Here is a 24,677-nt window from a genome sequence, read left to right as displayed (position 1 = left end):
ACATGAACATGATGTCAGAAGCAGCAGTTGAAAAGGCGCTGGACCAGAAAATGAACACTGTTCCCTTCAAGATGATCGGAAAGGACGTTTCGGTTTATTACGGCGAGAAGCGTGCGCTTTTCGATGTGAACCTCAACGTTCGTGAAAACACCGTCACCGCGCTGATCGGCCCGTCGGGCTGCGGCAAGTCGACATTCCTGCGGACACTCAACCGCATGAATGACACCATCGACAGCTGCCGCGTTACCGGCAAGATCACCCTCGATGACGGCGACATCTACGACCCGAGCATCGACGTGGTGGAACTTCGCGCCCGCGTCGGCATGGTTTTCCAGAAGCCGAACCCGTTCCCCAAGTCGATCTACGAAAACGTCACCTACGGTCCGAAGATCCATGGTCTCGCCCGCACCAAGGCCGAACTCGACCAGATCGTCGAGTCAAGCCTGCAGAAGGCCGGTCTCTGGAACGAAGTGAAGGATCGCCTGCATGAATCCGGCACCGGTCTCTCCGGTGGTCAGCAGCAGCGTCTGTGCATTGCCCGCGCCGTTGCCGTCAGCCCGGAAGTCATCCTGATGGACGAGCCGTGCTCGGCACTGGACCCGATCGCGACCGCCAAGGTGGAAGAGCTGATCCACGAACTGCGGACAAACTACACGATCGTTATCGTCACCCACTCGATGCAGCAGGCGGCCCGCGTTTCGCAGCGCACCGCCATGTTCCACCTCGGCAATCTCGTCGAGGAAAACGACACCGACAAGATGTTCACCAATCCGGACGACCAGCGGACCCAGGACTACATCATGGGCCGCTTCGGCTGAGGACTGAGCTTTCCACCCCGCCGTAAGGGCAGGGTGGTGGTCTGCCAACCCGGATTGTGATCGCAAGGAAAAACAATCATGTCTACGCACATTGCTTCCGTCTACGACGAAGATCTGAAGTACCTGACCCGGCGCATCTCCGAGATGGGCGGTCTGGCTGAACAGATGGTGGCCGAATCCGTGCGCGCTCTGGTCAATTCCGACCTGGCGCTTGCCCAGAAGGTCATCTCCGACGACGCCATTCTCGATGAGGCCGAGCGCCAGATCGGCGAGAAGGCAATCGTCACCATAGCCAAGCGCCAGCCGATGGCTGCCGACCTGCGCGAAATCATGGGATCGATCCGCATTGCCGCCGATCTCGAGCGGGTCGGCGATCTCGGCAAGAACAACGCCAAGCGGGTCATCGCCGTATCGACCGCCAGCCTGCCGCGCCAGCTGGCCCGCGGCCTTGAGCATCTGGCCGAGCTTGCGCTTGTTCAGCTCAAGGAAGTGCTCGACGTCTATGCGTCCCGGTCGCCGGAAAAGGCCAACAGCATCCGCGAGCGCGACAATGAGATTGACGCGATCTACACGTCGCTTTTCCGCGAACTGTTGACCTACATGATGGAAGATCCGCGCAACATCACGCCCTGCACGCATCTTTTGTTCTGCGCCAAGAACATCGAGCGCATCGGCGACCATGCCACCAACATCGCCGAAACCATCTACTACATGGCGACCGGCGCGCAGCCTGTCGGCGAGCGTCCGAAGGACGATACGGCCAACACGGTCGGCGCGATCGGTAACTGATCGCGAGATAAAGTAAGTATCTGCTTACACAATAGTTGCGCGAGCGGCCGCTGGAGCCGCTCGGCAAGCCTTCGGCCAACCGGCCGGGCGCCAAGGAGCTAAAGTGAATGTTGCCAAGAATTGCCGTTGTTGAAGATGAAGAGGCGCTCAGCGTTCTCCTCCGATACAATCTTGAGGCCGAAGGGTTTGAAGTCGATACGATCAATCGTGGCGACGAGGCGGAAATGCGCCTGCAGGAACGCCTTCCCGATCTCCTGATTCTCGATTGGATGCTGCCGGGCGTTTCCGGCATCGAACTGTGCCGGCGGTTGCGCCAGCGCCCGGAAACCGAACGTCTGCCGATCATCATGCTGACGGCACGCGGCGAAGAGAGCGAGCGGGTACGCGGTCTTGCTACCGGTGCCGACGACTATGTTGTCAAGCCGTTCTCGACGCCGGAACTGATGGCGCGGGTCAAGGCGATGCTGCGCCGGGCCAAGCCCGAGGTGCTGTCAACGCTGCTGAAATGCGGCGATATCGAACTCGACCGCGAAACCCATCGCGTCCACCGCAAGACCCGTGAAGTCCGTCTCGGGCCGACCGAGTTCCGCCTGCTAGAATTCTTCATGGCCTCGCCCGGTCGCGTCTTTTCGCGCTCGCAGCTTTTGGATGGTGTCTGGGGTCACGACATCTATGTCGACGAACGCACGGTGGACGTCCATGTCGGACGCCTGCGCAAGGCGCTGAATTTTTCTAACATGCTGGACGTGATCCGCACTGTGCGCGGCGCGGGCTATTCGCTGGAAAGCTGAGTTCCGTATGCCGTAGAACCGTCAGGCGGTGCCGAGCGGCTCGCCAATCTCGATGGCGTGACCATCCGGATCATAGAAGCGAAAGACCCTCTGCCCCCAGGCCTGCGTCTCGATGGGGTGGATGAGGTTCACATTGCCGGCGATGCGCTCGAAAAGCGCGTCCAGATGATCATGTTCGAAATAGAGCAGGATATTTCGGCGGCCATAGGGCTCGGAAATGACAGACGGCTGTCCCCAGACCGTCGTTTCCAGGGATTTGCCGTCATGGATGGCAAATCCCGTTTCAAACATGACGAAATTGCCGAAGTCTCGGCTGACTGCCAATCCCAGTATCTCGCAGTAGAACGTCTTCGAGATGCTGATATCCCGCACGAACGGGATGGGATTGACGAACCGCACGACTGGCCCGGCCTCAGCGTGCCCGGCGACGCTCGCCGGACGGTTGGTACGCAAGCTTGGCGTGGAATGTGCAGTAAGGCGATGTGTCCGGGGAATCGTTGCCGCAGAAGTGGAACTCTTCCTTCATCGGATCGCCGATCGGCCACTTGCAGGTGCGGTCGGTCAGCTCGGTCAGGACTAGGCGGCGCGACATCGGAACAACAACGTTGTTGCCGGCCGGTGCTGCTTCCTGATCCTCGACCGCGCCGATTTCCACTTCTTCCTTCATGACGGTTGCACCTGCGGTGCGCGTCACTGTGCGGGTGGCAGTCATGCGCGATGCGGTATAGTTCGGCGCACGCGGTGCCGCGGAAGGTGCGGGGCGTTTCGCACGTGCCGTTGCGGTGCTGCCGCCGGCCTTGGCTCGGCCTGGCAGGCAGAGCCGGTGGACCTTGCCGATGACGGCGTTGCGGCTGACGCCGCCGAGCTGCGCAGCGATCTGGCTCGCGCTCAAGCCTTCGGACCACAATTTCTTGAGTTTTTCGACCCGCTCGTCAGTCCAATTCATGGTCTTGTCTCCATTCCCAGCGTTGGTGATGGTCGAATCCTCCACCGCGCCCCGGGTGTGCTCCGAGGCTGAAACGCGATAACACTTTTGGTGACTAGGTCCGCCGCATGCGTTCTAGTAATTGTTTCTTAACGTAGAGCCCGGGGGACTCCCTGACAAGAGTCCGCGGAATCTCAGCGAATCGATTTCTGAGTTTTCCCCAACTTGCTTGCGATGCGTGGCATTTTTGCAAGGGTATCCGGCTAAAAAATTTGCGCCCGCTGTATAGCCGCGAATTGCCGGAAATCATGGGCTTTTGTTGACATCGCACTGCGAAGTGAAGATAGTGCCCTTGCCGCCGAAAGGCGGCATTTTGATTTTTTACGGGCTGGTCACAGCCTTGTTGACGGCGCCGTTTATACAATGGCCGTGATGGATTAAGGAGACATGCGCCATGGCCGATGCCACGCCGCTTTATGACACATATGCACGCGCGCCCTTGCGGTTCGAGCGGGGCGAAGGCGTCTGGCTGATCGCCGAAGACGGTACCCGCTATCTGGATTTTGCTGCCGGTGTGGCTGTCAATTCGCTGGGTCATGCACATCCGCATCTTGTCTCGGCATTGAAGGAGCAGGCAGACAAGGTTTGGCACCTGTCGAACCTCTATGAAGTTCCCGGCCAGGAAAGCCTCAGCCGCCGCCTGACGGAAGCGACGTTCGCGGACAAGGTGTTCTTCACCAATTCCGGCGCGGAAGCGCTCGAATGCGCGATCAAGACGGCGCGGCGTTATCATTTTTCCAAGGGCCAGCCGGAAAAATTCCACATCATCACCTTCGAAGGTGCTTTTCACGGCCGCACGCTGGCGACCATCGCTGCCGGCGGGCAGGCGAAGTATCTGGAGGGCTTCGGTCCGAAGGCGCCTGGTTTTTACCAAGTGCCGTTCGGCGACATGGGCGCCCTGAAGGCTGCGATAACTGAAGAGACCGCCGCAATCTTGATCGAGCCGATCCAGGGCGAGGGCGGTATCCGTACGGTACCGAAGGAATTCATGCAGGAACTGCGTGCCCTTTGCGACGAATACGGCCTGCTGCTCATCCTTGACGAGGTCCAGACCGGCGTTGGCCGGACCGGCAAGCTGTTTGCGTATGAGTGGGCCGGCGTCACGCCGGACATCATGGCGGTTGCCAAGGGCATCGGCGGCGGTTTCCCGCTCGGCGCCTGCCTTGCTACCGAGGAAGCGGCTTCCGGCATGGTCACCGGCACCCATGGCTCGACCTATGGCGGCAACCCGCTGGCCATGGCCGTCGGCAATGCCGTTCTCGATGTCATCCTTGCAGACGATTTCCTGCAGCACGTCCGTGATGTCTCGCTGGTCTTCCGCCAGGGGCTTGCCTCGCTGGCCGATCGTTTCCCCGATGTCATCGAGGAAATCCGCGGCGAAGGCCTGATGCTCGGAATCAAGGCCAAGGTCCCGTCTGCTGATCTCCTGAAGGCCATCCGCGCCGAAAGACTGCTGGCGGTGCCTGCGGGCGAAAATGTCATCCGCCTGCTGCCGCCACTGGTGACGACGGCCGAGGAAGCCCGTGAAGGCCTGGCGCGGCTTGAACGCGCGGCCGAACAGCTGACGGCGGAGCGACGACAGGCATCGGCCTGAACGACGCTTCACTGACACGCTGAAAAAACACAGGACTTTGAATAGAATGGCCGGTACCAGACACTTTCTCGATCTTTCTGCCATGACGACAACCGACTTGCGGTCGATCATCGAGGACGCCCGCGTCCGCAAAGCCGATACTAAGGCCGGAACTGCCGAAAAGCCGCTGGCCGGCAAGATGCTGGCGATGATCTTCGAAAAGCCTTCGACCCGTACCCGCGTGTCCTTCGATGTCGGCATGCGCCAGCTCGGCGGCGAGACGCTTTTCCTGTCCGGTACCGAAATGCAGCTCGGCCGCGCTGAAACCATCGGCGATACGGCCAAGGTCCTGTCCCGTTATGTCGATGCCATCATGATCCGCACCACCGATCACAACCGGCTGCTGGAACTGGCCGAGTACGCCACCGTGCCTGTTATCAACGGCTTGACGGATGCGACGCATCCTTGCCAGATCATGGCCGATATCATGACGTTCGAGGAACATGCAGGTCCCGTGAAGGGCAAGACGATTGCCTGGACCGGCGACGGCAACAATGTGCTGCACTCCTTCATCGAAGGCTCGGCGCGCTTCGGCTACCGGATGAACATGGCCGTGCCGCTCGGCTCGGAACCGGACGACAAGATTCTCAACTGGGCGCGCAACAATGGCGGCGAGATCAAGCTTTATCACGATGCCGATCAGGCCGTGGATGGCGCCCATTGCGTGGTGACCGACACCTGGGTGTCGATGAACCAGGAACACCGCGCCCGCGGCCACAATGTCTTCCAGCCCTTCCAGGTCAATGCCCAGCTGATGGCGAAGGCCGACAAGGACGCGATTTTCATGCACTGCCTGCCTGCCCATCGTGGCGAGGAGGTGACGGACGAGGTTATCGACGGCAAGCAGTCGGTGGTGTTCGACGAGGCAGAAAACCGCCTGCACGCGCAGAAATCGGTTCTTGCCTGGTGCCTCGGGGCTCTCTAGCGCATGTCGCGCAAAAGTGCGCAGCGGTTTTGCGATAACGGCATGTGCCATCAAAAACCTAAAGCGCGGCACGCGAATCTGAAAGATCGCGGCGCTTTAGCGGTCTGGCCCGGCATATTGAAAACCGGGTGGCGGCACACGATCTATGCAACACGTCGAATGACCGGCAGGTGGTATGTCCTCCTTCGCCGGTCATTCGTATTGAGAAGTATCCATCCACCCGCGTCGCCGTCCTGACTGAAGGCGGCAGAGCGAACGGCCGTTTTTTCAGGAACGATCTGGACAAAGCCGGTTTGCGCAGGATCAATATAAAGCATCGGATAGCGCCCCGGCCTTTACGGCGGGCAGACGTCCGAGGGCTAGGAGCAGAGTGATGACGGAAGCAGACTTTAGCCTCGGCCAGTTCGATTTTGCCGGCGACGATCATGTGGTGCCGTTTCAGGTGGAGGGCCTCGACGTACGCGGCCGCGCTGTCCAGCTCGGCCCGATGCTGGATGCGATCCTTGAACGCCACAACTATCCTCTGCCGGTCGCTCGTCTCGTTGCCGAAACTGTGGTGTTGACCGTGCTGCTCGGCACCTCGCTGAAATTTGAAGGCAAGCTGATCATCCAGACCAAGAGCAATGGCCCGGTCGATCTGGTCGTCGCCGATTTCGCCACGCCGGATCGGGTGCGGGCCTATGCCCGTTATAACGAGGAAGCTCTGAAGATTGCGGAAGAGAACGGCCTCACCCAGCCGCAGCATCTGCTGGGTGAGGGTATCCTTGCCTTCACCATCGATCAGGGCGCCCATATGCAGCGTTACCAGGGCATCGTGCCGTTGGACGGCGCCTCGCTGGAAGAAATTGCCGGCGTCTATTTCCGCCAGTCGGAACAGATCCCGACCAAGGTCCGCCTCGGTGTCGCCGAGCTGCTTGATCGTGATGAAAACGGCAAGCCGCGTCACCGCTGGCGGGCCGGCGGCATGGTCGCGCAGTTTCTGCCGGAAACGCTGGAGCGCATGCGTCAGCCCGATCTTCCCGGCGGCGACGGCGCGGACGATAGTTTCGAAGTCGATGACCTGTGGGGTGAAGCCAGCGTCATGGTCCAGACCATCGATGCCGACGAATTGACCGATCCGACGGTTGGTACCGAGCGTCTGCTTTACCGGCTGTTCCACGAGCGTGGCGTCAAAGTCTATCCGCCCCAGGCGGTCTATGACAAATGCAGTTGTTCGCGGGAGAAGCTGCGCGATGTGCTGGCAAGCCTCAGCCAGGATGATATCGATCATGCGGCCGAGGACGGAATGGTGTCGGTCAACTGCGAGTTCTGCTCGACGACCTACAGCTTCGAGGCAACGGAAGTGAAGCCGCAGTAAGACGCTGCGGCCCTCAGTTCAGCGTCCGGTTCTGGCCGGGCGAATCCAGCGAGAAGGCGGGGATATCGACAGTGAAGGACTCGCCTTCTATGGTTTCCATCGAATAATGGCCGAACATCACGCCTGATGGTGTATCGAGCGGGCAGCCGGAAGAATATTCGTAGGTATCGCCGGGGTTGAGAACCGGCTGCTCACCGATGACGCCAGGTCCATTGACCTCGTCCACTTGGCCGTTTTCATCGGTGATGTGCCAGTAGCGCGTCATCAACCTCACGGTCTGGTCGGACAGGTTCGAGATCAGGATCCGGTAGCCCCAGACATAGCGGCTGTCATCCGGATCGGATTGCTCCTCCAGATAATAAGGCTCGACGGTCACCTCGATGTCGCGTGTCAGCGCGCGGTACATATGCAAACCCTTTTCAAGTCCATAGGCGATATTCTACAGCAAGATGGTTTCGTCAAGAATAATGGACAGCGTAAACTGTCTGGATAGGGCACAGCATGCTGGACGGTCATTTCAGGAAGCGGCTCGACCCTTGGCTGGATCGTGCAGGCCAAGAATTGGCAGTGCGTGGTATCGGGGCGAACACGGTCACCATTATGGGTTTCGTGATCGGCTTGGCGGCCGCAATCGCCATTGTTCTCGATGCTTATGTCTGGGCTTTCGTTCTGATCGGCGCCAGCCGGATTTGCGATGGGCTTGACGGCGCGGTTGCGCGTGCGACCCAAAAAACCGATTTCGGCGGCTTCCTCGATATCGTGCTCGATTTCGCTTTCTACGGTCTTATCCCGTTCGCTTTCATCCTTGCCGACCCTTATGAGAACGGCGTTGCAGGCGGGCTCCTGCTGCTATCATTCTATGTCAACGGCGCCAGCTTCCTCGCCTTTTCGATCATGGTTGAAAAACGCGGTCTTTCGACGGATGCGCGCGGCGCAAAGTCGCTCTATTTCACTACAGGGCTGGCCGAGGCGACCGAGACGATCGGCGTCTTCCTGGCCTTCTGCCTATTCCCGGAATGGTTTTGCGAGATCGCGGTGATCTTCGCACTCGTCTGTTTCTATACAGCCCTGTCGCGCATCATGCTGGCACGGGCGAGCTTCAGGCGAGAAACCCAGGTATAGAAAAACGCCCGCATCCGGCAGGACACGGGCGTTTCACACAATCCGAAAATCAGGCCTGAACGGACTTCAAGGCGCGGGCGAAATCCTCGATCAGGTCTTCGCTGTCCTCGATCCCGGCCGAGAAGCGCACCGTGCCCGGCGAAATGCCAAGTTCGGCGCGGGCTTCGTCCGAAAGGTTCTTGTGTGTCGTCGTTGCCGGATGGGTGATCAGGCTCTTGCTATCGCCGAGATTGTTGGAGATCAGCACCACGTCCAGCGCGTTCTGCAGCGCAAAGGCCGCTTCCTTGCCGCCCTTCAACTCGAAGCAAACCAGCGTCGAGCCGCCCTTCATCTGCCGGGCGATAATATCGGCCTGCGGATGGTCCTTGCGGCCGGGATAGATCACCTTAGCGACCTGGCTCTGCTCGGCGAGGAAGTCGGCGACGCGCGATGCATTCTCGCTCTGCTGGCGCACGCGCAAGGGCAGTGTCTCGATGCCCTTCAACAGCGTCCAGGCATTGAACGGCGAGAGTGCAGGGCCGGTGTGGCGGAAATAGTCGTGCAGGTGTTCGTTGATCCATTCCTTGTCGGACAGGATCACCCCGCCGAGGCAACGTCCCTGACCGTCGATATGCTTGGTAGCGGAATAGACGACGATATGGGCACCGAGTTCCAGCGGCTTCTGCAGAAGCGGTGTTGCAAAGACGTTGTCGACGATGACCTTGGCGCCGATCTGATTGGCGATCTTGGCGACGCCTTCGATATCGATCACTTCCAGCGTCGGATTGGTCGGGCTTTCGAGGAAGAACACCTTGGTGTTTGGCTTGACGGCCTTTTCCCAGTTTTCCAGAAAACGCCCGTCGATCAGCGTGAATTCGATGCCGTATTTCGGCGCCAGCGTTTCGACCACCCAGCGGCAGGAGCCGAACAGGGCGCGGGCCGCTACGATATGGTCGCCGGCCTTCAACTGGCAGAGGATTGCGGCGGAAACCGCAGCCATGCCGGATGCCGTGGCGCGCGCATCTTCGGCGCCTTCCAGCATGCACATGCGCTTTTCGAACATGTCGTTGGTCGGGCTGCCATAACGGGCATAGATGAAGCCGTCCGTCTCGCCCTTGAAGCGCGCTTCCGCTGCTTCCGAGCTGTCGTAGACGAAACCTTGCGTCATGAAGATGGCTTCGGAGGTTTCACCATGGTTTGAACGGGTCGTGCCGCCGTGAACGAGCTGTGTCGCGGGGCGCCAATTGTTGCTCATCGATTGTCTCTTTCAAAACAAAAAAACCGGCCGCGTAAAGCAAGCCGGTTTCAAACCCGGCCTTTTTAGCTATTTGTTTTACGTGGCTGCAAGCCGACCGGCCAAATCACCACGGGATAAGTCAGTATTTACTGATTAGCCGCGCTTGCGTCAATTCCCGTGAACAAGAAGATATGTCACAGGGACAATTTGGGTTATGACGTGCCGGTTGCGGCAAAGAGGACGATGGAAATGACCAGGGCCACAGGCATTCTAGCCGATCGCGCCATTGCTGCGCTGTTTGATGCGGGACGGTTGAAAAGCGAGGCAAAGCTCGATGCCGACCAGATCCAGCCGGCCAGTCTTGACCTGCGTCTGGGCTCGATCGCCTTTCGTGTGCGCGCCAGCTTCATGCCCGGTCCCGGTCATCTGGTGGCCGACAAGCTCGACCGGTTGAAGCTGCACGTCATCGATCTCTCCAAAGGGGCGGTGCTGGAAACCGGCTGCGTCTACATCGTGCCGCTGATGGAAAGCCTCGATCTTTCACCGGAAATGTCCGCGTCGGCCAATCCGAAAAGCTCGACCGGCCGTCTCGACATCTTTACCCGCGTCATCACCGATCGCGCCCAGGAATTCGACAAGATCCCGGCCGGCTATTCCGGCCCGCTCTATCTCGAAATCAGCCCGCGCACCTTCCCGGTCATCGTCCGGCGCGGCTCGCGCCTGTCGCAGATCCGCTTCCGCATCGGCCATGCGCTGCTCACCGAAACCGAAGTGCTGGCACTGCATGAAAGCGACGTGCTGGTCGCCAGCGACAAGCCCAACGTATCCGGGGCCGGCATTGCGCTCTCGATCGATCTCAAGGGCACCGGTGCCGATGGCCTGATCGGTTATCGCGGCAAGCACCACACCGCCGTCATCGATGTCGACAAGAAGGCCGAGCACGGCATCTTCGATTTCTGGGAGCCGCTCTACAGCCGCGGTCGCGACGAACTGATCCTCGATCCCGACGAGTTCTACATCCTCGTCTCGCGCGAAGCGGTGCATGTGCCGCCGCTCTATGCCGCCGAAATGACGCCGTTCGATCCGCTGGTCGGCGAATTCCGTGTCCACTATGCCGGCTTCTTCGACCCAGGCTTCGGCCACGTCTCGGCCGGTGGCAAAGGCAGCCGCGCCGTGCTCGAAGTCCGCAGCCACGAAGTGCCGTTCATCCTCGAACATGGCCAGATCGTCGGCCGTCTGGTCTACGAACACATGATGGAGCGTCCGGAAGGCCTTTACGGCCTCGGTCTCGGTTCCAACTACCAGGCCCAAGGCCTGAAACTCTCCAAGCATTTCCGCTCGGAGTAAATTCCGCCCGGAAAACCGGCTGCCGCCTTGACAGGCAGCCGTGCTTGGTGGAAACCTCGGCCGCAAGGCGGGTATGATGTAGTGGTAGCTTGTCAGCTTCCCAAGCTGATCGTGCGGGTTCGATTCCCGCTACCCGCTCCACTTTATTTCGGATAATATTGGCGGATACACCTTGCATGAGGAAAACGCCGTTCCGATCATGGCAAAATCCACAAAGTACATCCTGCTGGAAGAAGAACGCGACCGGCTGAAGGACGAGCTGGCGAACGAATTCCAGTTCTTCAGCGCGACAGATGAGTTCCGTGACGGCATGCTTCCTGAAATCATCGCCATGATGATGCGTTATGATAAAATTGAACGCGTCTTGAAACACTATCAGGACGAAGTCTTCACGCCTGTGTTGGAGCCATCCCTCGACATTGATGCGCCGCCGGTCGAGGGGGATACACTTTATTTTTCGCCGGAAAGCTCATCCACCAAATAGAGTGGGGCCAGCGGGGCTATATTCCTGTCTTTTGTCTGCGCAGTACCGACAGGCGTATGCGGCGTCTTGTTCCAGGAAAACGGATTGTTGCGAAGTTCCAGCAACGCCCGCCAGGCGGCCAGCGACATGACCAGCCAACAGAGCGGCACGAACGCCCAGCGCCAGCCGACGGACCTTTTTTCGCTTACATTCATCCGGTTGAGCCCAAGACAGACAAAGACTGCATAGCTGCCGAAGATATTGACGATATCGATCATGAACAGACAGAAGGCCATCCATCCGTCCACCGTTACGCCGCCCTGCACCATCAGCCATGTCAGATAGACCAGAAAGCCGAGAACAACCGGGTGGCTGAGCGAGGAAAGCAGCATGCCTGCGATGAGGACCTGGAAAACGGCAAAAGCCGGCCATCCCATCTCCCGGCCGAGATGCGCAGGCTTTCGCATCAGCACCAGCCACGTCTGCAGCCAGCCCTTGAACCAGCGGGTCCGCTGTCCGAGCCAGACAGGCAGCGCCGCCGGCGCTTCTTCCAGGGTCGGCAGGGAGATGACGCGGGAACGGTAGCCAAACCGGTGCAGTCTCATACCAAGGTCCGCATCCTCGGTCATGTTGTAAGGGTCCCAGCCGCCGATCTGCTTCAGCTCCGCCGTCCGGAAATGGTTGGATGTCCCGCCAAGCGGCAATGGCAGACCGGTGAGCGACAGCATCGGCAACAGTCCCCGGAACAGCGCGGCATATTCCACCGCAAACAATGCGCTGAGCCAAGAGTTCTGCGCATTGGTGATGATCAGCGGCGCCTGCAGGCAGATGACATGCTCAGGTGCTGCTGCAAAGGCGGCATAGGCCTCGCGCAGCTGGCGAGGATGCGGCCGGTCCTCGGCATCATAGACCGTCACAAAAGTACCGCGAACACCGGGAAGCGCATAACTGAGCGCCTTCGGCTTGGTGCGTGGCTGATGAACCGGCACCAGCACGATCTCGTATTCAGGCGCCAGCGGCAGGGTGGCAAGTGCTGCCAGCGTCTGCACGTCATCTTCTTCGCAGATCAGTTTTATATCGAGCCGGGATCGCGGCCAGTCGAGCTGGTCGAGGGCACCGACGAGCTGGGCTACGATGCTTTCTTCCTTGTAGAGCGCAACGAGCACGGAATAGACCGGCAGCGGTCCGGCTGGCGCATCCGCTTTCGCCGTGCGCTCCACCGGGTTCCGCCGGAAGGCGCTTGCGAGCGCATAGAGCCGGGTCAGGAAATTGGCGAAAAAAAACAGCGTCAGCACCATATGCAGAACAATCACGCTGATGAGCGGCAACACGACAGCTGCCGCAAGCATGGCGCAAACAACGATGCCGATGTAAAATCCCTGTTTTCCCCACAATGTGATGCGGGCACTGTGCAGCGGGCTCGTCTCGAAAAGCGCACGCGTCGTTGCTGAAACCCGGCGCAGACGGCCCGTCTGCCAGGCTGCCTGGCGTACGGCCGACGGGGTCGAGACAGCCAGCGACTGGCGCAGCAGCGGTGCGCACCTCAAGCGGTCGGCGATCTCGGCAAGCCTGGATAACGAGGGAACGATCACCGTGACTGGAGGACGGCTTGCATGATAAACGCGCAGCACATTCGGGCTTGCGATCTGGCAGTCCAGGGTGGACAGGTCGTGGACCCGGTCAGCGTCGATCACGGGCATGAACTCAAGCCCCAGCTTCTCGGCAAGCGCCTCGAAATAGATGGTTTCGTCGATCTCGCCGGAGGCCAGCAGCTCCTCCTCGACGGTTGTGCCGTGGCTGTCGGCGAGCAGCATCGCCCGGGCGATCGAAGGCTTGCCGATGCCCATCTGCAGCAGCAGGGAACCTTCCTGTTTGAGCGCCGCCGAAAACCGTCCCGCAGCGGTATCAGGCCTTGATCGCCCCACCGGCAGGTCATTCGCGGTAGCCATGCCGGAATTGTCCGGATATCCTGCCAGACGCATGCAATCCCCGTTGCCGCGCCAGCGGCAATATCCCTTACCTCATCCCGGGAATGATCATAATGATACGTGCCTTCCGTGCATCTCTAAAATTCTATGGGGCATTCGCGTTTTGCTTGTTTCTGGTTGCACAATTTACAACTCCGTCCCGTGCGGCAAATGGTGTTCATGATCTACCGCTGTTGTTTGATGCGCGCGAACGCATTGCCAAGCCTGACCTGAGCGGATTGGCGCGCCTGCGGTTCCTCACCACTGTTGATTTCCCGCCGTTCAATTTCGTCGACCAATCCGGCAAGCTCGCCGGCTTTCACGTGGATCTGGTGCGCGAGATCTGCCGCGAACTCGAGATCGAGGCCAAATGCCAGATCCAGGCGGTGACCTTTCCCGAACTCCAGCCGGCCCTGGTCGACGGACAAGGAGAGGCGGTTATCGCCGGCATTGGCATCAGTACGGAATTGCGGCAGCGGTTTGCCTTTTCCCGGGCGTTCATGAAGCTCCCGGCCCGGTTCGCAGCCAATCGCCAGGCCATCGGCCGCGATGTTTCCGTTGCGGCGCTGGCTGCAAAGCCGGTAGGCGCAGTTGCCGGCACCACGCACGAGGCGATGCTGAAGGCGTTTTTCCCCAAACTCCAAACGCAGTCTTTCCCAAGCCGCGAGGCGATGCTGGCCGCGCTCAAACAGGGAGCCGTCGCCGCTGTTTTTTCCGACGGTATGCAACTGTCCTTCTGGGTCGCCGGAAGCGATGCCGCCAATTGTTGTGCGCTCATCGACGGCGCCTATTTCTCGCAACGTTTTCTCGGCGAGGGATTGGCGATCATGAACCGCAAGGGCGATTCAGCGCTGACCCAGGCGATCGATCACGCCCTGCTGGAACTGTCCCGCAAGGGCCGTCTCAACGAGATTTACCTGCGGTATTTTCCCGACAGCATCTATTGACGCTTTGCCGCTAGATCTTTCGAAACGGCATCAGCAACGACCAAAACAGCTTGGCGGGAACAGGACTGTGATAGGGCTGAAGTCCGATCTGCATGGTTTCCGGGGGATGCTTCGAGCGGGCCAGATAGGTTGAAAATAGCCGGTCCCAGATGGAAAGGTTGAAGCCGTAGTTCGTATCTGTCTCCGATGGCTCGGCCGAGTGATGGACGCTGTGCATGTCCGGCGTAACGATGACCCGCCGCAGCATGCAGTCGGCGCGTGCGGGCAGCCTGATGTTGGCGTGGTTGAACATCGCGGCACCATTCAGCACGATCTCGAAGATCAGCACGCTGACCGGCGGTGCGCCGATCGCCATAATGACTGCCGATTTCCACAGGATCGACAGGAGGATTTCCAGCGGGTGGAAGCGCAGTCCCGTTGTCAGATCCAGCCCGGTGTCGGCATGGTGCACCCGGTGGATGCGCCAGAACAGCGGCACCTTGTGAAAGACCACATGCTCAAGCCAGATGGCGAAGTCCAGAATGACGAAAGCGAGGACACCGCTGACGAACGGTGGCAGCCCGAGCATCGGCAAAATTCCATATCCGTGCGCGTCTGCGTACAGGGCAACACCGGTGGCGGCTGCCGGAAAGATCACCCGCAGCATCAGAGACGACAGGACCAGGATGGACAGATTGGTGAACCAGCGCCGTGCTTTCAAGGCGCGCATCAGTTCCGGGCGATCCAGCCGGGGGTGAGCCAGTTCGAGTACAGCAAGCGACAGGAAGATTGCGGCAAAAAAAGTCAGGCGCCAGGCCGGTTCGCCGATGCCGAATATCTGTACCGTCATGTCTTCCCCATCCTCGTCTCGCGAACGGCCATTCTATCGGGACGGCGATCGGCGTGAATGCACTTTGGCGTGAAGCGGAAAAGAGCGGCCTTTATTTGCGAAAGCGAGCCATGGCGCCCCGTTCGATTGCCGCACAGGTCAGCTTGTCGAGGCCCAGCCGGTCGCGTAGCAATTGCAGCAGCCGGATTTCCTCCTGGCGGATCGAAAGGTCGGCGGCGGCAATCTCGACTGCCAGCGCATAAGCCGTGTCGTAGAGACGCGCGGGAAGAGCTTCGCGCACGACTTCGAGTGCGATATCCAGCCCCTCCGGGCCGTCGAGAAGGGCCGTGCATTCGCGCGCCGCATGTATCAGATGGGCATGGTCGAAACCGTCAAACACCGGCAGGAAGCTGCTCAGCCTGCCGATGCGTTCCAGTTCGGTATCGGTCATGGCAGTATCGACGGCTGACATCATCACCATGACGTAGATGAGGGCTTCATGATGGCTCATTGTTTCGGGCATGACCTATCCGTGTTGCTGTGCCGGTGTTGTGAAGTATGAACCGTCGCCGTGGTCTACAAGCCCTGATCGGTCATATCAACACCGGTATCCGCATCCCCGGGTGTTGGCGTTTCAGCCGGCGCCGTGGTCGTGTCGAAAGTCCGGGGATCGTCTCCGAAGAAACCGAGCCGGGCCTTGCGGGCAGCCTCCACCTTGGCGGCCAGCGGCGATCCCGCTGAGACCTCCGCCCAACCGCTTTCGGCCAGCCATGCAGCCGGGTCGGCATTGTTGAGGCGGCAGGTCGTGGTCAAGGTTCCCTGCCAGCCGTTTTTCGGTGCATTGCACAGAAGCGCGCGAGACCTGATGAAATTGCGAAGGGCAGTTCGCGCGATCACGCCGCAGGGCCACGTCTTTCCCGCGTCGCCGCAGACCCGATCCGCCTTTTGCGGGAGGATCCCGTCCAGTTGCAACAACCGCCCGCCGAACTGGATCAGCCCGGCCGACAGCGCGACGGGATGGCGCAGGACGGTGGGGAGCGGCTCTGGCCTCGCAATGGTCTGGGACAACGGCATGCGCGGTTCGATGCGTTCCAGCGGCTGTGTTGTCACCTCTGCTGGAAGGCCAAATTGTTCAGGGGCAATATCGCGCACGGATTTTTCCTGCGGCTCCACTGTGCCTGTGCCATCATCGCCGGAACTGTCGGTGGCGTTGAGCGGCACCTGCGCATCGTCCGTGCTCGTCGCGTCGTTACCAAGATCGGGCACATCAGCCAGATCGGGCGTTTCCAGTGCGAAATCAGGGGCATCGGCACTCTGCCGTCCCTGGATGACCGAAGCGCCCGTTACCAGCAGGGCGACGGTCAGGGCAATTCCGGCAACGCCGCCGCCGATGGTAAGCAGATGCCGCGTCATCAGGAAAACTGTCCTATTGGCTTGCCCAGATGATACGGGCTATCCATTCGACCTCGTTGAGTTCGAATGTACGGTTCGGATGCTCGGGATTAAGCGAGAGCAACTCGATGCTGCGCGGGGTCTGGCGCACCAGAACCTTGGCCATCACCTCGCCACCGGCCGTCTTGACCACCACGCGGTCGCCACGGCGGATCTGCGCGCCGGGTTCGACGATCAGTACGTCGCCGTCGCGATAAAGCGGCAACATGCTGTCACCCTGGATTTCCAATGCATAGACGCCGGCCTTGGCAGCCGGTGGGGCGGGGAAATCGACGACATCCCAGCCCTGTCCGGCAGGGAAGCCGCCATCGTCGAAAAAGCCACCAGCGCCCGCCTGGGCAAAACCGAGCAGCGGTATGGAGCCTATCTGCGGTGGAAAGGCGCCTTCCGGCATGGATCCGGAAGCAGGCTCGGGCCGCAGGAATTCCATGAATTGACTGATGGTCGAGCCGGTGGCGTCGAGCACTTTGGCAAGTGATTCTGTCGACGGCCAACGTTCGCGCCCGTCGGCGGAATGCCGCTTGGATTTGTTGAAGGACGTCGGATCAAGTCCCGCCCGCCGGGCAAGACCCGAGGGCGACAGCTGATGCCGCTCGGCGAGTGCATCGATGGCACTCCAGATCCGGTCATGTGACAACATCATTGCGCATCCTGCAGGCGGTGAAGCGTTATGCTTTCTGTGCGTTGGGGCTTTTTGCCGCCACCTTATTTCTCCCCTGAGATTAGCCAAAATGCGGTCTATAGTAAAGCGTATGAGGAAAATAATCCTGTTTTGTTCTCTGCCCGGTCCCGCACGTCCGATTGAAAAGCGCCGCCTGCCGCCTATACTTCGTTGAACCCCTTCCGCTGCTCGCGAGGCGCCCGTTTGTTCTCCATCTTCAAGTCCGAAGTCCTGCTTGGTGTTTCGGTCGTAATGGCCGTTGCCGGCTTCCTGTTCGAACATGCTCTGCTTGATGCCGGACAGGTGGCGGCGCTAATCGGTGCGGTCGTGCTGGTCTTTGCCATTGTGCTCGCCTCGGTGCGGGTTGCCCACCACGCCGAAGTCCTGGCCGCCAAGGTCGGCGACCCCTATGGAACGATGATCTTGACGCTGTCGGCGGTGCTTGTCGAGGTGATCATCCTTGCGATCATGATGAGCGGTGAAGAGATATCGCCGACCCTGGTGCGCGACACGATCTATTCTGCCGTCATGCTCGACATCAACGGCATTCTCGGGCTCGCAGCCCTGCTGGGCGGCCTGAAACACGGCGAGCAATCCTATAACGACGATTCCAGCCGCACTTACTGCGTGATGATCCTGACGGCGATGGGCATTTCGATGATCGTGCCGGAATTCATTCCGCAGGCCAAATGGCACCTCTACTCCGCCTTCACCATCGTCGCGATGGTGACGCTCTATGCGGTGTTCCTGAAGATGCAGGTGGGCGTACACAGCTATTTTTTCAGCTACAGCTATCCCAAGCGTGAAGGCGGGGAAAAGCACCCGTCCGAAGACGAACCGGTGGCGATGTCGATAACCGTCCTGATCATCGGTGTCGTCATCATTGGCGCGCTGGCCGAAATCATGTCGGGCCTTTTGAGTGCTGGCCTGAAGGGGAGCGGCGCCCCGCCGGTTCTGGCGGCGATCGTTGTCGCTGCCATTTCAGCTTCGCCGGAAATCATGACGGCGATGCGGGCAGCGCTTGCCAACCGCATGCAGGCCGTCGTTAACATTGCGCTCGGTGCCTCGCTCTCCACCGTCATCCTGACGGTGCCGGTGATGGAGGCGATTGCGCTCTATACCGGCCAGCCCTTCATCATGGCGATGACGCCGGTGCAGACGGTTATGGTGACGATCACCCTGATCGTCGCGGCCATCAACCTCAATGACGGCGAAACCAATGCCATCGAGGGCATGACACATTTCGTGCTGTTCGCCACCTTTGTCATGCTGTCGGTGATCGGGCTTTGACAGGGCGGCCGTGAGGCTCAAGGCATAATGGTCTGCATCCGGATATCACCGGGCACTATTTTCTGTCGCGCCCCCATTTTTCGCCACACGTCTCACTGGCATGCCTCTTCCTTGTGGGCGGACCTCGCGATATCACAGACCGCGCGCGATTTGCGCCCGGGAGCCTTGCGTGAATACCTCCGTGCTTTCTGGCATTCTGCTGACGATCTTTTCCTATTTCCTGTTCACGTTGCAGGATGCCACGGTCAAATGGCTGGTCGTGGCGCTGCCGGTCTGGCAGATCCTGTTCGTGCGCAGCGTGACGATCTTTGCGATCTGCGCCGCCATCGGCCGTGGTCCGCTGCTTGCCCGCTCGCTGCGCTCACCGGTCCTCAAGCCAATGATCCTGCGCAACCTGCTGCTGCTGGCCGCCTGGCTATCCTACTATACCGCCGCCCGCGATCTGGGCCTGGCCGAGTTGACGACGATCTATTACGCAGCGCCGATCCTGATCACCATTCTCGCCGTGCCGATCCTGAAAGAAGATGTGCCGCCGCTTCGCTGGATCGCGGTCATCGTCGGGTTCATTGGGGTGCTGGTGGCAACCGATCCATTGGGATCAGGCATGAAACTGTCCTTGCCCGTCTGGCTCGCTTTACAGGCGGCAGTGTTCTGGGCGTTTTCGACGGTGCTTTTGCGCAAGACCGCGATGCAGGAGGTGACGCTGGTGCAGATGACGCTGTCGAGCGGCTTCTTCATCCTGTTCACTGGCATTGCCGTCATCGTCACCTGGGTTCCGCCAAGCCTTCTGGATGTTGCGCTGATGGTCGGCACCGGCCTGATCGCCGGCATTGCGCAATATGCGTTGTTCGAGGGCATGCGCCGGGCACCGGTCTCCATCCTGGCGCCGTTCGAATATTCGTCGCTGATCTGGGCTTTCGGGCTCGGGTTCCTGATCTGGGGCGATATTCCCGCAACCCAGGTTTTTGCCGGCGCAGCACTGATCTTTTCCGCCGGCATCATCATCATTCTGGGCGAACGCTTCGGTCGGCGGCTGCGGCCCGGCTAGGCTTTCTTGTCGATAAACCGGCGGAAGGCTTCCAGCGTTTCGCCGCTGACATGATGCTCGATACCCTCGGCATCGATGCGGGCGGTTTCCGGGCTGACGCCGAGGCAGCGCAGGAAAGCTTCGACCGTCTGATGGCGTAACCGGCTTTCGAGCGCCATCTTCTGGCCGGCCTCGGTCAGAAACACGCCGCGATAAGGCTTGCGCGACACCAGTCCTTCGGAGGCAAGCCTTGCCAGCATCTTGGCAACTGTCGGTTGCGCCACGCCGAGACGGGCGGCGATATCCACCTGCCGCGCCTCGTTGCCATCCTCGATCAGGTCGGCGATCAGCTCGACATAATCCTCGATCAGCGCACCCCGCCGTGCTTCGCGGGTCTGCCGAAAGCCCTCGGAATGAATGTCCGCGTCTGGGAGCGGGTCCGTGCGGGGAACAGGGCGGCGCGGCAAGGGGGCGGTATCCTCTCAAGTTTCTTCAAGGTTGCGTTTTTAAGTTTCATAACACGGGCTTGGATTTTTCATAATGATTTATCCCGTCCTCCACATTCCCGTCCCATGAGCCTTTTCATTTGCTGAAAAAAGCATGATCGATGAAATATAGCCTATTGCATAATGTTTTGCCTTGGCATAGCTTTTCGGATAACTCAGCCCATTCCGCATCCGGAGACCGTGCATGTCCAATTCCGAAGCCGTCCTTCCACCGCAAAAAAGCTGGACCTTTTCCAGCCCCAAGGAGGACGCGCGGCCAAGCCTCCCCGAAGTCAATGCCAGCATCGCCGTGCCCTCCGGTGGCGTCTGGTTCCGCCGAATGCTCGCCTTCATGGGGCCGGGCTACATGGTCTCAGTCGGCTACATGGACCCCGGCAACTGGGCGACCGATATCGCTGGCGGTTCGCAGTTCGGCTATACGCTGCTGACGGTCATCCTGCTGTCCAACCTGATGGCGATCCTCTTGCAGGCGCTGGCCGCCCGTCTTGGCATCGCCACCGGCCGCGATCTGGCGCAGGCGTGCCGCGATACCTATTCCAGACCCGTCAATTTCATGCTCTGGCTTGCCTGCGAAGCGGCGATCATCGCCTGCGACCTTGCCGAAGTGATCGGCACGGCAATCGCCTTGCAGCTTTTGTTTGGCATTCCGCTGATCGGCGGCGCGCTGATCACGGCGGCCGATGCCTTCCTGCTGTTGCTCCTGATGAACAAGGGCTTCCGCTATCTTGAGGCCTTCGTCATTGCGCTGCTGATCGTCATCGCCGGCTGCTTCGTCGTCCAGATCGCCGCCGCCGCCCCGCCGATCGCTGCCGTTCTCAACGGCTTCCTGCCATCGACCGAAGTGGTCACCAACCCGGCCATGCTCTACATCGCCATCGGCATCATCGGCGCCACCGTCATGCCGCATAATCTTTACCTGCATTCCTCGATCGTCCAGACCCGCAACTACAAGCGCACCGACGAGGGCAAGCGCGATGCGATCAAATGGGCGACCACCGACAGCACGATTGCGCTGATGCTGGCTCTGTTCATTAACGCCTCCATCCTGATCATCGCCGCTTCCGTCTTCCACGCCAATGGCCGCACCGACGTTGCCGAGATTGGCCAGGCCTACGAACTGCTGTCGCCGCTGTTGGGTCTCGGCATCGCCTCGACGCTGTTTGCCGTGGCGCTGCTCGCCTCGGGCCTCAACTCGACGGTGACGGCAACGCTGGCCGGCCAGATCGTCATGGAAGGCTTTTTGCGGCTGCGCATTCCGCAATGGGCCCGCCGCCTGATCACCCGCGGTATCGCCATCGTCCCGGTCGTCGTCGTCACCTGGATCTATGGCGAGAAGGGCACGGCCGAACTGCTGGTGTTCAGCCAGGTCATCCTGTCGATGCAACTGCCCTTCGCGGTCATCCCGCTGGTGCGCTTCGTCTCCGACAAAAAGAAGATGGGCACCTTCGTCATCCCGAAATATGTCGCGGCCCTCGCCTGGATCGTCGCCTCGATCATCGTCGTCCTCAATCTCAAGCTGCTCTACGACACCTTTATCGGCTAAGGCGGATCTTCCAAACCGGGACGGGGAAAGGCGGCTTGTGTGCCGCCTTTTTCTTTGGGCATTATCATCCGGATTCAACTCGCGGGGATAATTTCCGAGGTTTTTTCTGCAGTGTCAGCCGCATTAGATGGCCGCTTTACCGTGAACTGCGCCGCAAAACCCTTCAATTCGGCAACCATTGCCCCCATATGTGTGCCAAGAGGCGCGCGCTGGCGGGCCGGGCAACAGGATTGGGTTTCATGTTTAGAGTTGGACGCGTTCTTGCGACCTTTGCGGTCGCTTCCATGGTGATGCTGACGGTGGTTGATCTGGCTGAGGCCCGGCGCGGCGGCAGCAGCTTCGGCAGCCGCGGCACCCGCACATTCTCCGCACCGCCGGTCACTCGCACGGCGCCGGCGGATGCGACACCGATCAACCGGACGATGACCCCGCAGAACCAGGCGACGACGCCCGGCGCTGCCGGCCAGCAGAACATGGGCCAGGCGGCCCGTCCCGGCGCCCAGCGCCCGGGCGGCTTCTTCGGCGGTTTCGCAGGCTCGATGCTCGGTGGTCTGGCCCTTGGCGGCCTGATCGGCATGATGATGGGCAATGGTTTCGGCGGTATGGCCGGCATGCTCGGCATGCTCTTGCAGATCGCGCTGATCGGTGGCGCCGTGATGCTTGCCCTGCGCTTCTTCCGCAGCCGCCAGACGGCAGCACCGGCCGGCTACGCACCGCGTGGAGCGGGTAGCTCGCCGATGCAGGGTTTTGGCACGCAGGGCCAGGGCTCCGGCTTGGGTTCCGGCATGCCGTCCTTCAAAATCCCGTCCATTGGCGGCGGGGCGCTTGGTGGAGGTGCTCTCGGTGGAGGCGCGACCGCCGCCGCCCGCCCGGCGCAGCCGCGCGTCGCCGATGATACGACCGACGAGATCGGTGTCGGCGAAGAGGATCTCGGCCAGTTCGAGACGATGCTGAAAGAGGTTCAGGCTGCCTACGCCGCCGAGGACTACGCCACGCTGCGCAAGCTGACGACGCCGGAAGCGATGTCGTGGCTCGCCGAAGAGCTGAGCGACAATGCCACCAAGGGCCTGAAGAACGAGGTCAGCGACGTGCATCTGGTGCAGGGCGATGTCGCCGAAGCCTGGAACGAGGGCGGCGATGACTACGCCACCGTTGCCATGCGCTACGAGAGCATCGACGTCACCCGCGACCGCGCCACCGGCCGCGTCGTCGAGGGCGATCCGGACAACCTGACGGAGACCGTCGAACTCTGGACGTTCCTGCGCAAGCGCGGCGGCGACTGGCAGGTCTCGGCCATCCAGGGCGCGGCGGCCTAAGCGTCTCCAATCGATGCCCCGGCGGTTTTTCCGGCGGGGCATTTTTCCACGCTATGATTTGGTTTTCTCCAGATATGCCTCTCATAGCATATCGGGGGCATCCGGACCGTGCCCTTCAAGCTCGTTGGCCACGCGCCTGGCATAGGTCAGCACCGCGCCCTGAAAGCGACCGCGTTCTCCGATACAGGGCGGAAAGCGCGGGTGGTAGCGGCCCGATCTGTATTGCGCCTCCGAGAGAAAACCCTTGCAGGCCTTGGCACGACGGCAGGACGCGAGATCACAGGTCCTGAAATAGCCGAGCGCACTGGTGAATTCCTGGAAGAGCCGCTGTGCCTCCCGCTCCTGCTGGCGCTCGGGCAGCCGGTTGAATTCGCCCCAGGTGAAGCCGGCCAGATAGGGTTGTGCATCTTCTTCCGCCTGGATGCGCAGCTGCTCCTGCCTGCTCCTGATTGTCATCTCGCCTTTCCTTTGCGCACGGTTCTGCGGTCACGCGGCAGTTTTGCCCGTGTTTTGATCCTTGGAGAGCCCACACGAGTGCGGAACCTCATTTAGAGTTTTAGTCTGTGGCTCCGCACTCGCGTGGCCTTCGGCGTTCGTTCGGGGTGTCCGGCCCCTACAGGTGATTGCCTTGCCTCGCTGCGCAGCTTGATTTGCGGCCATCCTTTCGGGACGGGCTTGCCACTTGCACGGCTCAACCGAACCGGACCTGGCGGCCCGGGGGAGGCTTGATAGGCGGGACTGCCCGAAGGCAGCACCACCATGGCTGTCACCTCCCTGGCCATTGCCGCACGTTACGGGTCAAACCAGGGCGCCGGCCTCCACCTGCCCGCGACCGTCTCGCGAAACACTCCGGCGGCGGAGACGGGAAGAAGTATGGCCGCATTTTTCAGGCCGGGGGTGAACGGGGATGATTTTTTATCCGAAAAGCCGGGCGCAGCGGCATTTGGCGGCAGCGGCAGATTTTATTCGTCCCCGCTGAGCCGGGCGATGGCTTTCTCGACGCGGGCCAGACGGATTTTTGGCGTGGTGGCTTTCAGGAGTGGCAGGATCAGGGCATATTGGCCGGTCTTGTCGAGCGCTGCAAACGTGGCGGCAGCTTTTGCATTGGCGCTCAGCGCCGCTGCCAGCTCCTCCGGCAGCCCGGCATGGCGCTGCGGCTCATAGGCCACCGCCCAGCGTCCGTCTGCCTTGGCAGCCGCCACTTCCGCAAGGCCGCCCGCCTGCATCCGTCCACCTTGAGTCAACGCCGCCACCCGATCGACATTCAACCGCGACCACGGACTTTTGCCCCGCCGGGGCGAATAGCGCTGCAGATAGGACTGTGCGTCAAACCCCTTCCGCTGACTGTCGATCCAGCCATAACAAAGGGCAACATCCAGCGCCTCGCCAATGGTGATCAGCGGCTTTTTGGCGTTCTTCTTGGCGATCAGCAGCCAGATACCGGGGGATTGGGCGTGGTTGGCGGCAAGCCAGGCGTCCCATTCGGCTGATGTGGTGAAGGCGTGGGGGGAGGTGGGGGAGTCCATGGGGTGGTCCGGGTTGGGGGTGGCGGCGAGTGTATCGCGTGTGCGGCGTCTGGCTAGGGGCGTCATTGTCGGTTGCAGACTGCGTCTTCGGAGCCAATTGTTTGGCATGGACGACACCCCAAGCTCCGTCATGCCTGTGCTTGTCACAGGCATCCAGCCGCTGCGCGTCTGCGCGGCGAGAGAACGCC

26 protein-coding genes, 1 tRNA gene and 1 riboswitch are annotated in these 24,677 nt (G+C 60.7%); of the genes, 15 read left to right on the top strand and 12 right to left on the bottom strand.

Annotated features, from left to right (window positions below):
* The first annotated feature begins 2 nt into the window (after nucleotides 1-2).
* From pstB to phoB, 3 genes are all read left to right on the top strand, one after another.
* A complete protein-coding gene (gene pstB / locus ACP7E0_RS07600; protein ID WP_060636187.1) occupies nucleotides 3-818 on the top strand; it encodes a phosphate ABC transporter ATP-binding protein PstB in 816 nt (271 codons plus the stop codon).
* A 78-nt stretch (nucleotides 819-896) separates the two neighbouring features.
* Entirely contained in the window at nucleotides 897-1,607 is a 711-nt protein-coding gene (gene phoU, locus ACP7E0_RS07595; RefSeq protein ID WP_426124020.1) for a phosphate signaling complex protein PhoU, read from the top strand.
* 107 nt (nucleotides 1,608-1,714) lie between these two features.
* The gene (gene phoB / locus ACP7E0_RS07590; protein ID WP_037104885.1) at nucleotides 1,715-2,398 is read left to right on the top strand and encodes a phosphate regulon transcriptional regulator PhoB; all 684 of its coding nucleotides are present in this window, start codon (nucleotides 1,715-1,717) and stop codon (nucleotides 2,396-2,398) included.
* Nucleotides 2,399-2,419: 21 nt separating this feature from the next.
* On the opposite strand, the gene ACP7E0_RS07585 is transcribed toward phoB, so the two are convergent.
* Together ACP7E0_RS07585 and ACP7E0_RS07580 are read right to left on the bottom strand one after the other, a co-directional pair.
* Nucleotides 2,420-2,797: a VOC family protein gene (locus tag ACP7E0_RS07585; protein WP_426124018.1), complete on the bottom strand. Its 378-nt coding sequence runs from the start codon at nucleotides 2,795-2,797 to the stop codon at nucleotides 2,420-2,422.
* 13 nt (nucleotides 2,798-2,810) lie between these two features.
* Nucleotides 2,811-3,344 (bottom strand): GcrA family cell cycle regulator, encoded by a 534-nt coding sequence (locus ACP7E0_RS07580; protein ID WP_426124017.1) that lies wholly within the window; start codon nucleotides 3,342-3,344, stop codon nucleotides 2,811-2,813.
* A gap of 433 nt (nucleotides 3,345-3,777) precedes the next feature.
* Here ACP7E0_RS07580 and ACP7E0_RS07575 point away from each other — a divergent pair, with 433 nt between their 5' ends.
* The 3 genes from ACP7E0_RS07575 (at nucleotide 3,778) to ACP7E0_RS07565 (ending at nucleotide 7,298) form a co-directional block, all read left to right on the top strand.
* Nucleotides 3,778-4,977, top strand: coding sequence for an aspartate aminotransferase family protein (locus ACP7E0_RS07575; protein WP_426124015.1), 1,200 nt, complete (start codon nucleotides 3,778-3,780; stop codon nucleotides 4,975-4,977).
* A gap of 46 nt (nucleotides 4,978-5,023) precedes the next feature.
* Nucleotides 5,024-5,941, top strand: coding sequence for an ornithine carbamoyltransferase (gene argF, locus ACP7E0_RS07570; RefSeq protein ID WP_426124013.1), 918 nt, complete (start codon nucleotides 5,024-5,026; stop codon nucleotides 5,939-5,941).
* Nucleotides 5,942-6,314: 373 nt separating this feature from the next.
* Nucleotides 6,315-7,298: an Hsp33 family molecular chaperone gene (locus ACP7E0_RS07565; RefSeq protein WP_426124012.1), complete on the top strand. Its 984-nt coding sequence runs from the start codon at nucleotides 6,315-6,317 to the stop codon at nucleotides 7,296-7,298.
* 13 nt (nucleotides 7,299-7,311) lie between these two features.
* Here ACP7E0_RS07565 and apaG read toward each other — a convergent pair whose 3' ends face one another.
* Nucleotides 7,312-7,704 carry a Co2+/Mg2+ efflux protein ApaG gene (apaG, locus tag ACP7E0_RS07560; protein ID WP_426124011.1) on the bottom strand — a complete coding sequence of 131 codons (393 nt, stop codon included), beginning with the start codon at nucleotides 7,702-7,704 and terminating at the stop codon, nucleotides 7,312-7,314.
* A 95-nt stretch (nucleotides 7,705-7,799) separates the two neighbouring features.
* Between apaG and ACP7E0_RS07555 the strand changes: the two genes are divergently transcribed.
* Nucleotides 7,800-8,420: a CDP-alcohol phosphatidyltransferase family protein gene (locus tag ACP7E0_RS07555; protein ID WP_426124010.1), complete on the top strand. Its 621-nt coding sequence runs from the start codon at nucleotides 7,800-7,802 to the stop codon at nucleotides 8,418-8,420.
* 49 nt (nucleotides 8,421-8,469) lie between these two features.
* On the opposite strand, the gene ACP7E0_RS07550 is transcribed toward ACP7E0_RS07555, so the two are convergent.
* Nucleotides 8,470-9,654 carry an O-succinylhomoserine sulfhydrylase gene (locus ACP7E0_RS07550; protein WP_426124009.1) on the bottom strand — a complete coding sequence of 395 codons (1,185 nt, stop codon included), beginning with the start codon at nucleotides 9,652-9,654 and terminating at the stop codon, nucleotides 8,470-8,472.
* Nucleotides 9,655-9,698: 44 nt separating this feature from the next.
* Nucleotides 9,699-9,777, bottom strand: a riboswitch (SAM riboswitch).
* A gap of 108 nt (nucleotides 9,778-9,885) precedes the next feature.
* Between ACP7E0_RS07550 and ACP7E0_RS07545 the strand changes: the two genes are divergently transcribed.
* The 3 genes from ACP7E0_RS07545 (at nucleotide 9,886) to ACP7E0_RS07535 (ending at nucleotide 11,467) form a co-directional block, all read left to right on the top strand.
* Nucleotides 9,886-10,983, top strand: coding sequence for a 2'-deoxycytidine 5'-triphosphate deaminase (locus tag ACP7E0_RS07545; protein ID WP_426124007.1), 1,098 nt, complete (start codon nucleotides 9,886-9,888; stop codon nucleotides 10,981-10,983).
* Between the two features lie 67 nt (nucleotides 10,984-11,050).
* Nucleotides 11,051-11,124 (top strand) — tRNA-Gly (locus ACP7E0_RS07540).
* A gap of 31 nt (nucleotides 11,125-11,155) precedes the next feature.
* Entirely contained in the window at nucleotides 11,156-11,467 is a 312-nt protein-coding gene (locus ACP7E0_RS07535) for a hypothetical protein (protein WP_426124006.1), read from the top strand.
* On the opposite strand, the gene ACP7E0_RS07530 is transcribed toward ACP7E0_RS07535, so the two are convergent.
* Nucleotides 11,434-13,395, bottom strand: a complete 1,962-nt coding sequence (locus ACP7E0_RS07530) for a glycosyltransferase family 2 protein (protein WP_426124005.1) — start codon at nucleotides 13,393-13,395, stop codon at nucleotides 11,434-11,436. The two genes, ACP7E0_RS07535 and ACP7E0_RS07530, sit on opposite strands and share 34 nt — an antisense overlap.
* A 92-nt stretch (nucleotides 13,396-13,487) precedes the next feature.
* Here ACP7E0_RS07530 and ACP7E0_RS07525 point away from each other — a divergent pair, with 92 nt between their 5' ends.
* A complete protein-coding gene (locus tag ACP7E0_RS07525) occupies nucleotides 13,488-14,360 on the top strand; it encodes a transporter substrate-binding domain-containing protein (RefSeq protein WP_426124004.1) in 873 nt (290 codons plus the stop codon).
* Nucleotides 14,361-14,370: 10 nt separating this feature from the next.
* Here ACP7E0_RS07525 and ACP7E0_RS07520 read toward each other — a convergent pair whose 3' ends face one another.
* The 4 genes from ACP7E0_RS07520 to ACP7E0_RS07505 form a co-directional block, all read right to left on the bottom strand.
* Nucleotides 14,371-15,189, bottom strand: coding sequence for a sterol desaturase family protein (locus ACP7E0_RS07520; RefSeq protein ID WP_426124002.1), 819 nt, complete (start codon nucleotides 15,187-15,189; stop codon nucleotides 14,371-14,373).
* Nucleotides 15,190-15,280: 91 nt separating this feature from the next.
* Entirely contained in the window at nucleotides 15,281-15,691 is a 411-nt protein-coding gene (locus ACP7E0_RS07515) for a tellurite resistance TerB family protein (RefSeq protein ID WP_426124000.1), read from the bottom strand.
* Between the two features lie 53 nt (nucleotides 15,692-15,744).
* Nucleotides 15,745-16,581 (bottom strand): thermonuclease family protein, encoded by an 837-nt coding sequence (locus ACP7E0_RS07510; protein ID WP_426123998.1) that lies wholly within the window; start codon nucleotides 16,579-16,581, stop codon nucleotides 15,745-15,747.
* A 13-nt stretch (nucleotides 16,582-16,594) separates the two neighbouring features.
* Nucleotides 16,595-17,260, bottom strand: coding sequence for a S24 family peptidase (locus tag ACP7E0_RS07505; RefSeq protein WP_426124134.1), 666 nt, complete (start codon nucleotides 17,258-17,260; stop codon nucleotides 16,595-16,597).
* A gap of 273 nt (nucleotides 17,261-17,533) precedes the next feature.
* Here ACP7E0_RS07505 and ACP7E0_RS07500 point away from each other — a divergent pair, with 273 nt between their 5' ends.
* Both ACP7E0_RS07500 and ACP7E0_RS07495 read left to right on the top strand, forming a co-directional pair.
* Nucleotides 17,534-18,571 (top strand): calcium:proton antiporter, encoded by a 1,038-nt coding sequence (locus ACP7E0_RS07500; protein WP_426124132.1) that lies wholly within the window; start codon nucleotides 17,534-17,536, stop codon nucleotides 18,569-18,571.
* A 169-nt stretch (nucleotides 18,572-18,740) separates the two neighbouring features.
* A complete protein-coding gene (locus ACP7E0_RS07495) occupies nucleotides 18,741-19,619 on the top strand; it encodes a DMT family transporter (RefSeq protein ID WP_426123997.1) in 879 nt (292 codons plus the stop codon).
* Here ACP7E0_RS07495 and mntR read toward each other — a convergent pair.
* The gene (gene mntR, locus ACP7E0_RS07490; RefSeq protein WP_113313703.1) at nucleotides 19,616-20,065 is read right to left on the bottom strand and encodes a manganese-binding transcriptional regulator MntR; all 450 of its coding nucleotides are present in this window, start codon (nucleotides 20,063-20,065) and stop codon (nucleotides 19,616-19,618) included. The genes ACP7E0_RS07495 and mntR overlap by 4 nt on opposite strands.
* 223 nt (nucleotides 20,066-20,288) lie before the next feature.
* On the opposite strand from mntR, the gene ACP7E0_RS07485 reads away from it, so the two are divergent.
* Nucleotides 20,289-21,647: an Nramp family divalent metal transporter gene (locus ACP7E0_RS07485; RefSeq protein WP_426123995.1), complete on the top strand. Its 1,359-nt coding sequence runs from the start codon at nucleotides 20,289-20,291 to the stop codon at nucleotides 21,645-21,647.
* Between the two features lie 239 nt (nucleotides 21,648-21,886).
* On the top strand, nucleotides 21,887-22,963 hold the full coding sequence (locus ACP7E0_RS07480; protein ID WP_426123993.1) for a Tim44 domain-containing protein: 1,077 nt from the start codon (nucleotides 21,887-21,889) through the stop codon (nucleotides 22,961-22,963).
* An 81-nt stretch (nucleotides 22,964-23,044) separates the two neighbouring features.
* Here the strand turns inward: ACP7E0_RS07480 and ACP7E0_RS07475 are convergent, their stop codons facing one another.
* Both ACP7E0_RS07475 and ACP7E0_RS07470 read right to left on the bottom strand, forming a co-directional pair.
* On the bottom strand, nucleotides 23,045-23,419 hold the full coding sequence (locus tag ACP7E0_RS07475) for a hypothetical protein (protein WP_426123991.1): 375 nt from the start codon (nucleotides 23,417-23,419) through the stop codon (nucleotides 23,045-23,047).
* Between the two features lie 506 nt (nucleotides 23,420-23,925).
* Complete coding sequence (locus tag ACP7E0_RS07470) at nucleotides 23,926-24,489, bottom strand: YdeI/OmpD-associated family protein (RefSeq protein ID WP_426123989.1); 564 nt, start codon at nucleotides 24,487-24,489, stop codon at nucleotides 23,926-23,928.
* Nucleotides 24,490-24,677: the final 188 nt, after the last annotated feature.

The organism is Pararhizobium sp. PWRC1-1, assembly GCF_049897905.1.
Classification (GTDB): Bacteria; Pseudomonadota; Alphaproteobacteria; order Rhizobiales; family Rhizobiaceae; genus Pararhizobium.
This window is presented reverse-complemented; position numbering and strand designations above follow the sequence as displayed.

Excerpts from the sequence above, each read along its gene's own strand:
- pstB (WP_060636187.1), top strand. The coding sequence starts at position 3 with ATGAACATGATGTCAGAAGCAGCAGTTGAAAAGGCGCTGGACCAGAAA.
- phoU (WP_426124020.1), top strand. The coding sequence starts at position 897 with ATGTCTACGCACATTGCTTCCGTCTACGACGAAGATCTGAAGTACCTG.
- phoB (WP_037104885.1), top strand. The coding sequence starts at position 1,715 with ATGTTGCCAAGAATTGCCGTTGTTGAAGATGAAGAGGCGCTCAGCGTT.
- ACP7E0_RS07580 (WP_426124017.1), bottom strand. The coding sequence starts at position 3,344 with ATGAATTGGACTGACGAGCGGGTCGAAAAACTCAAGAAATTGTGGTCC.
- ACP7E0_RS07575 (WP_426124015.1), top strand. The coding sequence starts at position 3,778 with ATGGCCGATGCCACGCCGCTTTATGACACATATGCACGCGCGCCCTTG.
- argF (WP_426124013.1), top strand. The coding sequence starts at position 5,024 with ATGGCCGGTACCAGACACTTTCTCGATCTTTCTGCCATGACGACAACC.
- ACP7E0_RS07565 (WP_426124012.1), top strand. The coding sequence starts at position 6,315 with ATGACGGAAGCAGACTTTAGCCTCGGCCAGTTCGATTTTGCCGGCGAC.
- apaG (WP_426124011.1), bottom strand. The coding sequence starts at position 7,704 with ATGTACCGCGCGCTGACACGCGACATCGAGGTGACCGTCGAGCCTTAT.
- ACP7E0_RS07555 (WP_426124010.1), top strand. The coding sequence starts at position 7,800 with ATGCTGGACGGTCATTTCAGGAAGCGGCTCGACCCTTGGCTGGATCGT.
- ACP7E0_RS07550 (WP_426124009.1), bottom strand. The coding sequence starts at position 9,654 with ATGAGCAACAATTGGCGCCCCGCGACACAGCTCGTTCACGGCGGCACG.
- ACP7E0_RS07545 (WP_426124007.1), top strand. The coding sequence starts at position 9,886 with ATGACCAGGGCCACAGGCATTCTAGCCGATCGCGCCATTGCTGCGCTG.
- ACP7E0_RS07530 (WP_426124005.1), bottom strand. The coding sequence starts at position 13,395 with ATGGCTACCGCGAATGACCTGCCGGTGGGGCGATCAAGGCCTGATACC.
- ACP7E0_RS07525 (WP_426124004.1), top strand. The coding sequence starts at position 13,488 with ATGATACGTGCCTTCCGTGCATCTCTAAAATTCTATGGGGCATTCGCG.
- ACP7E0_RS07520 (WP_426124002.1), bottom strand. The coding sequence starts at position 15,189 with ATGACGGTACAGATATTCGGCATCGGCGAACCGGCCTGGCGCCTGACT.
- ACP7E0_RS07515 (WP_426124000.1), bottom strand. The coding sequence starts at position 15,691 with ATGCCCGAAACAATGAGCCATCATGAAGCCCTCATCTACGTCATGGTG.
- ACP7E0_RS07510 (WP_426123998.1), bottom strand. The coding sequence starts at position 16,581 with ATGACGCGGCATCTGCTTACCATCGGCGGCGGCGTTGCCGGAATTGCC.
- ACP7E0_RS07505 (WP_426124134.1), bottom strand. The coding sequence starts at position 17,260 with ATGTTGTCACATGACCGGATCTGGAGTGCCATCGATGCACTCGCCGAG.
- ACP7E0_RS07500 (WP_426124132.1), top strand. The coding sequence starts at position 17,534 with ATGGCCGTTGCCGGCTTCCTGTTCGAACATGCTCTGCTTGATGCCGGA.
- ACP7E0_RS07485 (WP_426123995.1), top strand. The coding sequence starts at position 20,289 with ATGTCCAATTCCGAAGCCGTCCTTCCACCGCAAAAAAGCTGGACCTTT.
- ACP7E0_RS07480 (WP_426123993.1), top strand. The coding sequence starts at position 21,887 with ATGTTTAGAGTTGGACGCGTTCTTGCGACCTTTGCGGTCGCTTCCATG.
- ACP7E0_RS07475 (WP_426123991.1), bottom strand. The coding sequence starts at position 23,419 with ATGACAATCAGGAGCAGGCAGGAGCAGCTGCGCATCCAGGCGGAAGAA.
- ACP7E0_RS07470 (WP_426123989.1), bottom strand. The coding sequence starts at position 24,489 with ATGGACTCCCCCACCTCCCCCCACGCCTTCACCACATCAGCCGAATGG.